Annotated in this window: 7 protein-coding genes; 2 read left to right on the forward strand and 5 right to left on the reverse strand. The window is 68.8% G+C overall.

Annotated elements, in window-relative coordinates; translation table 11 throughout:
* Nucleotides 1-301: 301 nt before the first annotated feature.
* A complete protein-coding gene (locus tag RFN52_RS00005) occupies nt 302-3283 on the forward strand; it encodes a hypothetical protein (protein ID WP_311240816.1) in 2982 nt (993 codons plus the stop codon).
* A gap of 193 nt (nt 3284-3476) precedes the next feature.
* Nucleotides 3477-4703 (forward strand): hypothetical protein, encoded by a 1227-nt coding sequence (locus RFN52_RS00010; RefSeq protein WP_184854694.1) that lies wholly within the window; start codon nt 3477-3479, stop codon nt 4701-4703.
* Between the two features lie 255 nt (nt 4704-4958).
* Here the strand turns inward: RFN52_RS00010 and RFN52_RS00015 are convergent, their stop codons facing one another.
* The 5 genes from RFN52_RS00015 to RFN52_RS00035 form a co-directional block, all read right to left on the reverse strand.
* Nucleotides 4959-6161 carry a Wadjet anti-phage system protein JetD domain-containing protein gene (locus RFN52_RS00015; protein WP_184854693.1) on the reverse strand — a complete coding sequence of 401 codons (1203 nt, stop codon included), beginning with the start codon at nt 6159-6161 and terminating at the stop codon, nt 4959-4961.
* A complete protein-coding gene (locus RFN52_RS00020; protein WP_184854692.1) occupies nt 6158-9580 on the reverse strand; it encodes an ATP-binding protein in 3423 nt (1140 codons plus the stop codon). The genes RFN52_RS00015 and RFN52_RS00020 overlap by 4 nt, the downstream gene beginning before the upstream one ends.
* The gene (locus RFN52_RS00025) at nt 9577-10164 is read right to left on the reverse strand and encodes a DUF4194 domain-containing protein (RefSeq protein ID WP_184854691.1); all 588 of its coding nucleotides are present in this window, start codon (nt 10162-10164) and stop codon (nt 9577-9579) included. Before RFN52_RS00025 ends, RFN52_RS00020 begins: the two co-directional genes overlap by 4 nt.
* Before the next feature lie 2 nt (nt 10165-10166).
* On the reverse strand, nt 10167-11633 hold the full coding sequence (locus tag RFN52_RS00030) for a DUF3375 domain-containing protein (protein WP_184854690.1): 1467 nt from the start codon (nt 11631-11633) through the stop codon (nt 10167-10169).
* Nucleotides 11634-11792: 159 nt separating this feature from the next.
* Nucleotides 11793-14042 carry a DEAD/DEAH box helicase gene (locus RFN52_RS00035; RefSeq protein WP_184854689.1) on the reverse strand — a complete coding sequence of 750 codons (2250 nt, stop codon included), beginning with the start codon at nt 14040-14042 and terminating at the stop codon, nt 11793-11795.
* Nucleotides 14043-14055 lie beyond the last annotated feature (13 nt).

The following is a 14055-nucleotide window of genomic DNA, read 5'->3' on the forward strand; positions in this document are numbered from 1 at the left end:
GGCTTGCCGGCGCTGGGCCGTCGGTGCGTACACGGCGGTCAGGGCGAGTCCCCCGACGGTGAGGGAATGGGTCGCCAACAGGGTGGTGGCGAGGTGGCTGTTGAGCAGGTCGAGCAGTCGGTACATGGGCGTGGCCTCCTTGGGTGTTCCGCCGGTGCGGCGGGTCTCTTGGTGGCCTATTGGGTTCCGTCCGGCAGGTTTCCGGCGATGTTCCGGATGGAGGGTGGGGAGCGTCTACGCTGGTCAGTGCCCATATGGCGGGTTTTCCGGGGCAGGGGTGGGCGGACGAGTGGATACCGGGGTGCTGGTGGAACAGGGCACGGCAGCGCGGGCTTTTACGGCCATGCTGAAGGACCTGTATGAGGGGGCGGGTTCGCCCCCTTTGGCGGCGGTGGTGCGTCAGGGGCGACTGCAGCGGCCGTCCGTCGGACTGAGTACGTCCTCGTTGAGTGATTGGCTGGCGGGGCGGTCCGTGCCGTCGCAGGCGCGGGTGGTGCAGTTCCTGGTCTCCTTCTTCGCCCAGCAGGCTCGCCAGACGGGCCGTGCGGGGGCGCCTGGGGGGTGGTTGAGGCTGTGGGAGGGCGCCGTTGAAGAGCGGCGGCAGCGGCGTGGCGGCCGTCCTGCTCGCCCGGTCCCGGGAGACGGGCCCGCGCTGCGGGCGCCGGTCCGGGGCCGGTTGGTCGCCGAGCTGCGGCCTGAGGAGGCGTTCAGCGAGTGGGAGGTGCACCGGCCCGTCGACGTGGCGGCCGCGGTGCCGGGGGCGTTGCCGCTGTACGTGCGGCGCGCCCACGATGAGGTGGTTCGTGGGGTGGTGGAACAGGCCGTCGGCGGTGCGAGCCGGATGGTGGTGCTGGTCGGTGAGTCGTCCTCGGGCAAGACGAGGGCGTGCTGGGAGGCGGTGGCCGAGCTGCCGGCCGGATGGCGGCTGTGGCATCCACTCGACCCGTCGCCAGCCCGGGCTCTGGCAAACGCGTTGCAGGAGGGCATCGCGCCGCGTACCGCGATCTGGCTCAACGAGCTGCAGCAGTACGTCGGCGAGCAGGCCGGCGCGGGCGCTGAGCAGGTTGCGGCTGGTCTGCGGGAGATGTTGCAGGACAGCACGAACGGGCCGGTGCTCGTGCTGGGGACTGCCTGGCCGGAGTTCTGGGACACGCTGACCGCCTCACGCGTGGCGGGCAGGCCCGATTCGTATGCGCAGGCGCGGGCGTTGCTCGAGGGCAAGGCCGTGCACGTGCCGGCCGCGTTCGAGGCGCAGGAGCTGGAGGATGCGCGGACGGTGGGCGGCCACGATCCCCGGCTGGCCGACGCGCTGGCTCATACGGCGAAGGGCCGCATCACCCAGTACCTGGCAGGGGCTCCGGCCCTGCTGGAGCGCTACCGTACGGCCCCGCCCGCGGCGCGTGCGGTGATCAGTGCCGCCATGGACGCGAGCCGGCTGGGCGGCGTGACGCTGGTGGAGCGGGAATTCCTCCAGGCCGCGGCCGAGGGCTATCTCAGCGACGATGCCTACGACGCGCTGGGCGAGGACTGGCTGGAGGACGCCCTCGCCTACACACAGCAGCCAAGCAAGGGCGTACGGGGGCTGCTCAGCCGTGTACGGGCCCGGCCGGCGGACAGCGGGCAGGACGGGTTCCGGCTGGCCGACTACATGGACCATGTCGGGCGGACGGAGCGCCGGTTCTCGGCTCCCCCGGCCTCATTCTGGCGCGCGGCCCGCAGCCACCTGCCCGATGCTCACCTCGTGCGGGCGCTGGGACAGGCGGCGCAGGCACGCTGGCGTGATGCCGAGGCCGCCGGCCTGTATCAGCGGGCTCTGGATCTGGGTGACCTTCAGGCCGGGCAGTCTCTGGCCTGGCTGTGGCAGGAGCGTCAGCGGGCCGGCGAAGCCCGCCGTGTCCAGGAGCAGGCCGCGCTCGCCGGTGACGGCGATGTTCTGGAGGATCTGCTGATGCCGCTGCTGGAGCAGGAGGAGTATCAGCAGGCCGAGCAGCTGGTGCGGGAGGCCTCCGGCCGGGGTAACGCCACTGCCCAGCTGCATCTGGCCCGTGCCCTGATGCTGGACGGTGAGACACAGGAGGCGGGCCGCTGGTATGCCGAGGTCGCCCGGTGCAGCGATCCGGAGGTTCTGCGCGCCTACGCGGGCGACCTGCGCGAGCGAGGCGACCTGGAGGGGGCGCGGGCAGTGTTGCGGGCGGCGGGCGACCGTCGTGCGCTGGGCGAGCTGGCTGTTTTGGCGGGCGGGTCCGCGGCCGAGGCGGAGCAGGCCGCCCGGGAGGCCTTCTCCGCTGGCGAGGCCACGCCCTTGAAGGAACTCGCCGAGCAGGCTGAGGCCGACGGCCGCAGCGCGGATGCCGCCCGCCTGTACCGGCATGCGATCGCTGTCTTCGAACGCCGCCGTCGGCAGCGGGAAGCCGGAGTGGCCCTCATCGACTTCGAGATGGGCGGCCGGTCGCTTCGCGAGTACCTCGACCCGGCCGTGCTGCCCATGGCGTCCGGACAGACGTGGGCGCTGCGCCAGCTGGTGGCTCTGCTGGACGGCACGCAGGGTGCGACGGCGGGTGACGGTGCGCTCAGGGAGGTCGCGGAGGCCGGGAACGCCTGGGGGCTGGAGCAGTTGCTGCGCCGTCTGCGCGAGCGCGGGCACACGCAGGAGGCGGAGTCGCTGCTGCAGAGTGAAGTGGCCCGGGCGAACCCGTGGGCGCTGTGGGCCTTGGCTCACAGCGCCCTGCACGACGAGCAGGTTCCCGATGCCGTGCGCCGGGTGTTGTTGGAGCGTGCAGCAGCCGCCCGGGTGAGACAGGCCGTCCGGGCGCTGGTGGAGCGGGCCGAGCAAGCCGGCCTGGCCGGTGAGGCCGACCAGTGGGCCTTGCACGCTGCGGCACGCGGCTACACCACGCCCTTGTGGGAGCTGGTCAGGGGCCGCGAGCAGGAGGGTCGGCTGGAGGCGGCGGAGCAGCTTGCCTGGCAGGCACCAGCCAGCCAGCGTTCCTGGGCGCTGCGTCGCCTGGCACAGCACCGCACAGGCGAGCAGGTGATGCCGTTGCTGTGGCGGGCCTACGACGAGGCCCTGGCATGGGCGCCGGGCTTGCTCGCCGAGCACCTCGAAGTGGCGGGCGAGTTCACGCGGGCCGAACACTTCGCTCGGCTCGCTGCCGACGCGGGTAACCGGCAAGCGCTGGAGGACCTGGCTGCACGGCGCAAGGACGACGACCCCGGCCGGCAGTGGCAGGCGATGCTGGCGAACGGGCTGACGGCCGAGGGCACTCCTGCTGTCCCGTGGTGACCTTTCGGGGCGTGCCGCCTCCTGGCTCAGCTCCAAGACGGGGCGACATCCCATCGGCATCCCGCCGGCCTGATCGCGCTCCCTGTGGATACGGGCGCGGCCACAGAGTCCGCCGCCGTCCTTCTATTGGCATGGGCTTCTGGCGGCGAAAACCCGCGTGTAGCCGAGCAGAGCCCCTGGGACCATGCACAGCATGGAGTTCATGGACTTATCGGGCCTGTACGTCGGTGACGTCCGCGTCTGCAGCTTCCACGAGGGCATCGGCGACCGTGTTCTCTCCGCGTTCACCAATAACATGGATGCGTACAGGGAGTTGAGCGCCAAGGAGGCCGCGTCGTTCGGCCACCGGCTTCCGCAAGGGCTGCCGATGAGAGACCTTGTCGGCGCGGGGCCCTTGATCGCCGATCGGCTCGATGCCATGGGCATCACCGAGCCCGTGGCGATGGCATTCATGGACAGCCTGCTGAAGCCGTTGGAGACCTACCACGACTTGAACTGCCCCGCTTGCCAATCGGACGGTGACGGATCGCGCGTATGCACGCGGGACTACACCCTGGCAGCGTGGGTGCAGGACATCCAGGACGCCGTCGGCGGCGCGGGCCAACTTTCCGAAGCCGCTTACCGGCTCATGAGCCATGCGGTGGAGGAGGAACACGTGCTCCTCCGGGCCGTTTTGAGTGTTGTCCCCGCAGCGACGGTCCGCTTGGCGCTGGGCACGGCGGAAGGCTGGCAGACCTTCGCTGGCGCCTCCGCTGCCGTTGATCAGCTGCGTCTTGAGGCTTCGCAGTGCACTCCCCTGGTGGTGCTGACCGAGGGCCGTTCCGATGTGGCCATCCTGGAGCCGGGCTTCGCCTTGCTGTATCCGCATCTGAAGGATCTGGTGCGATTCATGGACTTCGCATACCGGCCCGCCGGCGGGGCTGGACCCCTGGCGTCCACCCTCCGGACCTTTGCCGCTGCGGGTATCGCCAACCGGGTCGTCGGGCTCTTCGACAACGACACGGCGGGCTGCGATGCGCTGCGCGCCCTGCGGCCCGACACGCTACCGGCCAACCTCCGAGCCCTGCGCTACCCCGATCTTGAGCTGGCCCGCCGCTACCCCACGATCGGCCCGCCTACGTGCGACGCTCCTGAAGGACGCCAGGAACACGCCGACATCAACGGCGCCGCCTGTTCGATCGAGCTCTACCTGGGCCGCGACCTGCTCGTGCGGGAAGATGGCTCACTGCCGCCGGTGCAGTGGCGCTCCTTCGTTCCCGGCATGAACCGTTACCAGGGCGAGATCACCAATAAGGCTGCGCTGCAGCAGGCCTTCCAGACCAAGGTGCGCACAGCAACCGACTCCCCGTCCGCGATGGCGACGCAGGACTGGTCGGGGCTACAGGCCATTTGTGACACAGTACTGACAGCTTTTCACTAACCTGCACACCGACCGCTTTGACGGCATGGTCCACAGATGTACCTGCGGGACTTCGCGGACCTCGACGTGCGGACGCAGGTGCCGGCGAGGTCCTGGCGGAAGGCTGGCGGCGTGCTCGTCGGGCTGGCCCGCTCTGTAGAGGCTGAAGCCACGGCCGGGGAAGGTGAGTGCGTCGACCCAGGCATCGCGCAGGCCGAAGTGGACGTCTTTGACCTGCGCGGCGAGATCATGCAGGTCGGGGGTGCTGGTGGGTCGTTAGGGTTCGGGGAGGTGGGTGCTGTTGCTGTCCGCCCACGGCCCGGCGTGGGCTACTGCGCTGATGGGGATGCGTTCTTGCTCCAGGCGCAAATGCGGCTGGTAGGTGCCCCGGCGCAAGTCTTGTTCCAGTTGGGCTTCTGCCGAAGTGAGGTGTGCGGGTGGTTCGGTGGTCTGGTTTTTCTCTTCGCCCCAGTGCGCTCGGTGGGCAAGGAGAGTGTGGCGGTCCATGAGGAGGGATCGGGTGTGCGGGAAATGGCTGCGTACCCGGCTCAGGATGGCGAAGCCGTGGGTGTCGATGTCGCCCCAGTACCAGAGATCGATGTCGGCGAGCCAGGGCAGGTGGCGTAGGAGCGAGGCGGCGTAGCCGGAGCCCAGGAGGGCAGTGGTGCCGGGTGTGGGGGGCAGGGAGAGGTAGGTGATCTCGTTTTCGAGGACGATGACGGTATGGGTGCCTGGTGGTGCTGCGGTGAGTTCGCTGGTTCGGACGGTGAGTTCGCTGTAGGGGCCCGGTGGGTTGTCGAGGTGGCGCAGGCGTACGTAGGCGGGCTTGCTGAGCAGGCCGTAGCGGGCGGCGAGGTCGTTCCTTGGGGCTTCGTGGTGGATGCGGTCGGCGGGGAGGCTGTGGTCGAGGAGTTCGCCGAGGATTCCTTGGTGGGCCTCGATGAATTTGGTGTCGACGTCGGGGACGTCGATCTGCCGTAGATATACCGGGGCTGCGATGTGGTTGCGGAACCACGCGACGGTGTCGATGAGGCGCTGCCAGTGGGGGGCTGCTTTGAGGACCTTCATGGGGTGGGCGGCCATCCACTCGGTGAGGGCTGGGTCCGTGGTGGCTGTGGTGGCGTGGAGGGAGTGGAAAAGGTCGGCTTCGGCGGTCGTCTGCAGCAGGGTGACGAGTTGGTGCAGGGTGTCCACCCAGATCCGGATGGGGATCGTGTTCGTCGGCGTGTTGTGGTGTCCGCCGATGGTTTTGGTCTGGATCCGCATGTGGGGGTGGTGGTGTGCTGCCCAGGACTGTGCCCATTCAAGGGCTTTGCTGTAGTGGCGGTTGACGTCGGTGGAGGTGGGGCCTTTGAGAGGGACGGAGATGGGCTCGAAGGGATGCCCCTGTGCGGCTGCGGCCAGGTAGCGGCCGCTGTTCCATTTTCGGCGCAGGCTTTCGATGACGTCTTCGGGGCTGGTCCACTGGCGTGTGGTCATGGCTGAGACCCAGGTCGGGAGGCCGGCATCTGGGCTGCCTTCATGCGGGCAGCCCGGAATTCTTCGATGGTGAGCGTATTCAGGCGGGATCGGACTGTGTCGGGGCGGTCCACGTAGCCGACTCGTGTGACGTGCGGCTCGATGACGTGCAGTTTCTGTAGCGGGGTGACCACGAGCAGCTGAAGGCCCAAGCGCTGGAACAGATCGAGTGCGAAGTGCGCGGAGGGGTCGTCGCCCCGTCCGAAGGCTTCGTCGATCACGACGAAGCGGAAGGTCTTGCTGTTGCCCGAGTCGATGCGGAACTGGTAGGCGAGGGAGGCGGCGAGGATGGTGTAGGCGAGTTTTTCTTTCTGTCCGCCTGACTTGCCGCCGGAATCGGAGTGGACCTCGTGTTCGGTGTCGTCCGCGCGGTTCACTTCGCTGGCGTTGAAGATGAACCAGCGGCGGACATCAGTGACGCGAGCGGTCCAGTCGGCGTCGTGGCGGGTGTGCTCGGGGCGTCCTTTGAAGCGGTCGAGGAGTTGTTTGACCTGGAGGAATTTCTCCTCGGTGTAGGTGTCGTCGGGATCGGTGGCCAGGGCGTCGCTGGTGCAGGTGCGCAAGTCCCGGCGGAAGTCGCGGATCTCGACGCTTGGGGTGGGCGCGGCGTTGAGGCGGATGTAGCGGCCGGGGTTGTAGTTGATGGCGGCTAGCGAGGCGTTGATGACCTCGATGCGCTCGCGGATCTGCTGCTCTTGGGCGCTGAGGTGAGCTTGGAAGGAGGCGATGTCGCGGATGACGTTGGTGCGCAGGTACTGCAGGAACTGGGTCTCGAAGCGGGGGAGGTCGTCGTCGGTGAGACGGTTGTGCAGTTGCCGGTAGCCGTCCGCTGCTTCGATGCTGCTGTCGAGGTCGGTGGTGAACTGACGGTAGGTGTCCCGGAAGGTCGCCATCTTCGAGGCTGTCTGTGAGGCGGCGCGCCGGTATGTCTCAGTGCGGCTTTCGCGGGTGTGCAGAAGCTGCTGTGCGGCAAGGGTCTCCGCGGCGTCCAACTGCTCCAGAAGGTGCTGCACGCTGTCAGTGGGGCCGGGCAGGAACGCAGTGAGTGCGTCACGGTGTTCTGTCACGTCGGTGAGATCGGCACGCTGGAGGAGTGCGGTGGTCTTGTCCAGCTGGGCGGCTACGCGCTTGTGTTCGTTGCGGAGACTGCCGAGGTGTTCCTGGCTGGTGTCGAAGTCCTTGGTGCCGTGTTTGATTCCTTCTTCGGCCTCCTGCAGCTCGGTGGTGAGCTTGTCCAGGCCGGCCTCGGTCTCCAGGGTCCGCTTGCGCTGTTGCAGTTCTTCGAGTTCGAGGACAGCCGCCTGCCAGTCGATCTCGTGGTGGTTCTCGACATTCGCGAGGAGGGCGAGAGCATCACGGATGCCGGACCTGGAGCTCTCTTGCTGCTTGAGAGCGCGGGTGCGTGCGGTGATCTCGGCGCTCTCCTGGGTGAGGCGCTGTGCTTCCTCGAGGAGGGCTGTCAGCTTGGCCTGGTTCGTCCAGCCGAGGACCCAGGAACGGCGGTCGTCGACCCGGGAGGTGTCGTCCTTCTCGTGGCGGCCGCCTCCGTTCTTGATCAGGCCCTGCTTGGTGACGGCCGGGCGGGTGGAGCGGGTGAAGGTGTCGAGGTCGCCCGCGCAGTGGTAGTCGGCCCGGGAGCGCAGCTGGGTGGCGAGCCAGTCGTGGGCCCAGCTGTCCTGGTTGAGTTCCAGTTTGCCTGTCAAGAAGCTGGGGTCCGTGGGCAGTTCTGTCGGCCGGATATGTGCGGGCACGCGGTAGTACACGAGTCGCAGTCCCAGGTGGCGGCCGTTCACCCAGTGCGAGACGTTCGCGTAGTGGGCTTCGGGGACCAGAAGAGACAGGGCAAAGCTGCGCAGGACGCGTTCGGCGGCTCCGGCCCACTCCGTTTCGCTGTCCCGGACCTGGATGAGTTCACCGGCGAAGGGGAGTTCTTCCACAGCCACGCCGGCAGCGGCGGCCAGGTCCCGGCGCAGGTCCAGCAGGCGGGCCGGGATGCTGGAGCGCTGGCTGTGCAGGCTGGTGATCTCCCGCCGGATCGCTTCGGTCGCCGTGGTGTTGGCGTGGCGGGCTACGGCGAGCTCATCGAGTTCCTGGCGGGCTTGCTGTTCGTGCTGGGTGGCCTGTTCGCGGGCGCGGCTGATCTGAGTGGTGCGTTCGTGGAACGATGCCGGGTCGTTGACCGGTGGGAGTCCGGCCCGCTCGAGCCAGCTTTGGTGCTCGCCCGACCGTTTGCGGCGGCGGTCCCGCTCGCGGCCGAGCTCGTCGATCCTGGCCCTCAGTTCCACCAGCCGTTCGCCTCCGGCGCCGTCGATACGGCGCCTGAGCCCCTCCGCGGCCAATCGCAGTCCGTCCAGGTGCTGGGCGCGCTTGTGCTGTTCTTCGGTGAGCTGCCGGATGCGGGTGTGGAGGTCCACGCCGAGCTGCGTCAGGGCGTCTTCGCGGCGCTGGGCGAAGAAGAGGGGCACGGCGTTGCGGCGCCGGGTCAGGAGCGTGATCTGTGCCTGGATGGCATCGCAGCGGTCACACGCCTCCACGAGGGGCGTCAGGTGCTCGATCATCTGACGGGCCCGCACGACCTCGGCGTGGCTGGCGGTCAGCGCGTCGAAGTGCGCGACGATCTTGTCGACAGCCGCCTGGGCGTCGAAGGGTTCGAGCATGCGTTCACGGACGAAGTCGTCGAGGCTTCCGACTGCCTTCATCGACACGGTCTGGTGGAACAGGTCAAGGGCCTGCTCGCTGGGGATGCCGAGGCTGCGGCGCAGCGCCTTCCCGTACGCGGGGTAGCTGGTGTAGAGGGCGGCGCCGGTCTGTTTCAGGCGGCGGCGCAGGTCGGTGATGCTGGTGCCGAAGCGTGTGAAGTCGGCTTCGATGGAAAGGGGACGATCGGCGGTCAGAAAGAAGCGGTCCGGCTGGCTGATGTTGGCGTCGGGTACCCAGAAGACCTGGGCGAGGGTGACGTACGTGCCGAGGGTGTAGTTGGTGAAGACACCGAGGATCACGCTGTAGCTGGTGGCGTCCCGCAGTGCCACCGGGCGGGTGCTGTCGGTGGCTTCGACTCGCTCGTTCTTGTGGTAGCCCAGGACGTAGGAGCGCAGGTCGCGCTCTTTGGCCTCGGCTCCGGCGGCCTTGTTGTAGGCGATCTTGTGGGCGGGGAGCAGCAGGGTGGTCATGGCGTCGACCAGGGTGGATTTTCCCGATCCGGCGGCGCCGGTCAGCAGGGCGCTGGCGCCGTCGGTGTTGAAGGACCAGACGGTGCGGTGGAAGGTGCCCCAGTTCAGCACTTCGATCCGCGTGAGTCTGAAGCCGGGGCCGACGGCGGGAGCGTCGTCGGCGGGGGTGTACTCCTGGGGAAGGGGCACCGCGGCGGTGGTCAGGCTCATACGTCGTCCTTCGGGGCGTCGAGGGTGTCGCGGTAGGTGGCGAGGAGGTCGTGGTAGTCGCCGAGTACCTGGGCATCGACCAGTGTCTTGAGATGGCGGCGTACCTCGTACCAGCCGGCTTGCTTGGTGGCTCTGAGTACCTTGAGGTCGCAGAGCTTCTTGATGTGGATCTCGATCTGGTCGACGAGTTGGGCTTCGTTGCTGCGCGGAGGCAGAAAGCCGCGGACCATGTCCACCAGGTCGTCGCGGGACAGCAGCAGGCGGGTGTCGGAGGAGGTGGCGTCGCTGTCCGCGAGCCGGCCGCGCAGGAGCACCAGCATCAGGCTGACGGCGAAGGACAGCCGGTGGCGCGTGACGAGCCGGGGCACGCTGGCGCCGTCGTCTCGCGTGTCCGGATCGCGTTGCCGTGCGAATGCGTATCCTTCGGCGGGATCGATGACGAGGTGCAGGCCCAGGACGGCCAGGTAGTCGCCGATGGCGGCCTGGTGGGCGAGGATCTGGTCCCAGACGCCGGGGGCGTCGCTCTGGTAGAGCACGCCTGCTTTCAGCAGGTTCACCACGGGCACGGTCAACGTGTCACTCACGGCTACTCCCCTTCGGCGGCGGTTTCGCCGTCGTCGTTGCGTACGAAGGTCACCCGCGGGACGGTGGCCGCGGTGCGGCCGGCTGAGCCGACCCTGTCGTAGACGAGCTCCCAGGTGCGGTCCGGATCGATCACGACGCCTAGGCCTGGCCGGGCCAGTTGGAAGTAGGTCAGCAGCTCGGCCAGTCCCTGGGTAAGAGGATGCTGCTCGAGGACGCGGGCCAAGGTCATCTGTCCGCTGGGGCTCGCGCGGACGGCTGTCATCACCTGCATGGCGAGGATCTCCGGGTCCACGAATACGCCGCCAATGAGTTCCGAGATGTCCAGCTCCGTCGCGTCGTCGAGCGCTTCCTCGACAGTGCTGTCCAGCTCCACCCGTTCGATGGGCATGTACAGCCGCCGTTCCATGGGCAGTGCCAGCTCCACCTGAGGAAGGTCCAGTTCCAGGCCCGGCAGGTCCTTGTGCCCGACGAGTTCCGCGATGCGGCGCTGGATGGAGCGAACCAAGTCCTGGACGCGGCGGTTCTCGTCCTGGCCGCGGTCGGCAAGGAAGCGGCGCAGTTGTTCGGTGAGCTGGCGCACTGTGTTCTGGGTGTTCTCGGCAGCCTCCAGCCATGCGAACGGGATCTTCAACAGGTTGCGGTTGGTTTTGCCTTCGAGCTGGGGCAGCAGGTTCACCTGCCCGAGCAGGTCGCGGAGTTCTTCTTGCCGCTGCGGGGACAGCAGGTAGTCGAAGAACGCCTGGAAGCTCCTGCCCTGGTCTGATTCGGCGATCGCCTCGCGATCCATGAGGAACGTCGCCAGCAGATCGCCTTTGCCGCCTTCTGCGGTGGCGACGTCGTGGCGAAGGCGCCGGTCCAGTTCCCGGAGGTTTGCCTCGACCTCGCGGAAGTCCCGCAGGAGTTCGACCGCGGTAGTCTCAACCTGCTGGTAGCGGTCGAGCAGGGCCAGCGGAGACAGCATGTCGACCTCGCCGGCACGAAGCTGCGCGATCTGGGTGTCGATCGCGTCGCGTTCGCGGCTCAGCTCGTCGATCCGTGCCTGCGGATCGGTTTCGGTCCCGAACGCCATCTGCCGCAGAAGGGCGACGATCGTGTTGAGCCGGGACTCGGTTCCGATGAAGGAACGGGCGGGAAGCCCCCGGACCCAGGCAACCGCCTTCTCCAGGGCGCTGGTCGCGTCGAAGTGCGCCTCGTCCTCACCGGGCGGGTAGTACTTGCGCAGCCATCCGTTGGCGGTCCACTCCGTCAGATAGGCCGCGGCCGGCCGCGGAAACGAACCTGCTCCCCGCTCGTTGAGGTCATACAGCTGGTCGTCCAGACGGGAGACGAGGACCGCTTCGGGGACGCCTCGGGCGTTCTCATCGACGAACACCGCACCGCAGAATGCCAGCACCAGCGGGGCATGGTCAGCCCGTAACAGCCGCCATGCCGGGTGATCGTGAAGCCCTGCGACATCCTCAAAGTCCACGCGTTCTCCCCCAGTTCACACGTATACGAGACGCCGTGCCCGTCCTCAGCCGAGGCGGATGAGGCCTCACCTTAGAAGGCGGCACTGACAAACACGGCTAAACGAACAAATTATCGAATATCTGGCTCGCCCCGCTGCCGGTGCTTGTCTGACGCCTGCTCACAGGCCGAGCTCGGCAAGAGCCGCCCGCCGCTGGGAACTGAGCGCGGAACGACGGCGTCGCACGTTGCTCAGCCACTGTCCCAGGCGCACGGGGTCGCCGTCGTCGAAGGTCTCGATGTGCCGTTGGGGCACATCGAGGTGGCCTTCCCGCTCAAGGAAGGACCGTGCGGCAGCCAGCCCGCGCAGGAAGGCGCGTTCCCTCGCGGGCAGTCGGCCGCTTGCTTGGGAGCCGGGAGCAGGTACCGGGTCACGTCCCAGTTGGGCGAGGAGAGTGAGCTGCCCTGGGTGCAAGTGATCAACGTGGGCACGCTGAGTCTTGAGCCACTCCCCCGCGTCCGCCGTCCCTGCTTCGTCCGGGCCTCTGCGCGCGACGTGGTAGGCCCGTTGCCAGGCGATCGGCCAGGGCGGGTTCCACCACGGATCCAAGGCCGTGAGGGCAGCTGCCCGTTCTGCGGTGAGGCGGCTGGCGCGGGTGCGCTGGGTCGCCAGCCAGCGCCCCAGGGGATAGTCGTCGTGGACCTCATCGACGGGGGCAGCGAGATGGCCGTAGCGGGCGGCGTAGGCGGCGGCGTGGGCGAGGCCGCGGTCGAAGGCCTGTTGGCGGGGATCCCAGATGATTCCGAGGCGTTCGAGGGCCTGGGTACGGGCTGGGTCGAGGGCGCCGGCGGTGTGCAGGTGGCGTTGCCAGGTAAGCCAGCGGCCCAGTGGGTAGTCAGCGGGGTCCTGATAGGTCTGGGGGACGTCCAGGTGGTGGTGGGCGCGGTGGTATCGGCGGGCCGCGGTCAGGCCGCGGCGCCATTCGGCGCTCTTGGGGGCCAGGACACGTAGGGATAGGGCGAGGGCGACTTCTTCTGCCTGGGCGGGGCGGTCGAAGTGCAGCCATGCCTCGGGATCGTCCGCAGGCATGGTGGGGCGGTACGTGCGGGGGTCGGCCAGGCGGGCCTCCAGGCGGTCGTCGTGGGCGCGCAGGGCCTGGATGGTGTGCCACAGCGGGGTGTAGGCGTCGGCGCCGAGGAGGTCGTCGGGGTCTTCGCCCGGGGTGAGGTAGACGGGGACGACGAGGGTGGCCTTCTTTCCTGCACCAGGCTGCTGGCGCAGGGCGCGGCCGACGGCCTGGACGGTGTCGACAGGGCTGTTCTTGGGGTCGGCGAAGACGACGGCGTCGATGGCGGGCACGTCGATGCCCTCCCCCAGCACGCGTGCATTGGACAGCACGGCCGGGGCGTCGGGGCTGGCGTGGGAGGCGAACTCCAAAAGGAGGCGGCGGCGGACCTGGGGGGCGTGGCGTCCACTGATCCAGTCCGCCCACAGTCCTTCGGGGCGCAGGTGGCTGGGCAGGGTGGCGGCGGTGTCGTGCAGGGTGGCGGCGAAGGCGCGGGCGTCGGCGACGCGGTGGTGGAAGGTCAGGATGCGGCGCAACTGGTGATCGTGGATGGCACGCAGGGCGGCGACCTGGCGGCCGGCCAGGCGCAGTCCGTCGACGCCCGCCCCGGGTCCGGTGGCGAGCCAGTCGCGCAGGTCTTCGTCGGTGACGACGGGGACGAGGATCTGGTAGTCGGCGAGCAGGCCGAGGTCGATGGCGTCGGAGAGGGGGAGCCGGTAGGCGACGGGGCCGAAGAGGTTCTCGTCGTTCATGGAGGCCATCGCCTCCGTGTTCTCGTCCGGGCTGTCATCGGGGTCCCAGACGCGCGGGGTGGCGGTCAGGTAGAGGCGCCGGGCGGTGGGGACCTGGTCGTCGTGGTGGACGGTGGCCCAGGCCTTGCCCAGGCGGCCGGCGGTGCGGTGGGCCTCGTCGACAACGACGAGGTCCCAGGGGGGCAGGCGGTGGTCGCGGTGGGCGGCGACCACCGCGGGCAGGGAGGCGTATGTGGCGTAGGCGGTGAGGGGCCCGGGGCGGGATGTGACGGTGAGGGCGGTCAGGTCCGCGGGGTCGGTGGTCAGCGGGATGTCAGCGCCGAGCGGCTCGTGGTCGAGGGCCTGACGGGCCGAGCACACCGCCACGGCGGTCCCCTTGCGGCCGGCCAGGTGCCAGGAGCGGATCGTCTGCGACAGCAGGTCCAGTGTCGGCAGCAGCACCAGCACACGGCCGCGTGGAGCGACGCGGGCGGCGGTGCGGGCGGCGATCAGGGTCTTGCCGGTGCCGCAGGCGGCGATCACGCTCGCGCGGGGGTGGCTGGTCAGGGTCTTGGTGGCTGCGGCGACCGCGTCTTTTTGGTGAGGGCGCAGCGTCAGCTCGGTGGGTGCCATGGGCAGGATGCGG

Origin of the sequence: Streptomyces collinus, from assembly GCF_031348265.1 — a bacterium.
Lineage (GTDB): Bacteria > Actinomycetota > Actinomycetes > Streptomycetales > Streptomycetaceae > Streptomyces > Streptomyces collinus.

Excerpts from the sequence above, each read along its gene's own strand:
- RFN52_RS00010 (WP_184854694.1), top strand. The coding sequence starts at position 3,477 with ATGGAGTTCATGGACTTATCGGGCCTGTACGTCGGTGACGTCCGCGTC.
- RFN52_RS00015 (WP_184854693.1), bottom strand. The coding sequence starts at position 6,161 with ATGACCACACGCCAGTGGACCAGCCCCGAAGACGTCATCGAAAGCCTG.
- RFN52_RS00020 (WP_184854692.1), bottom strand. The coding sequence starts at position 9,580 with ATGAGCCTGACCACCGCCGCGGTGCCCCTTCCCCAGGAGTACACCCCC.
- RFN52_RS00035 (WP_184854689.1), bottom strand. The coding sequence starts at position 14,042 with ATGGCACCCACCGAGCTGACGCTGCGCCCTCACCAAAAAGACGCGGTC.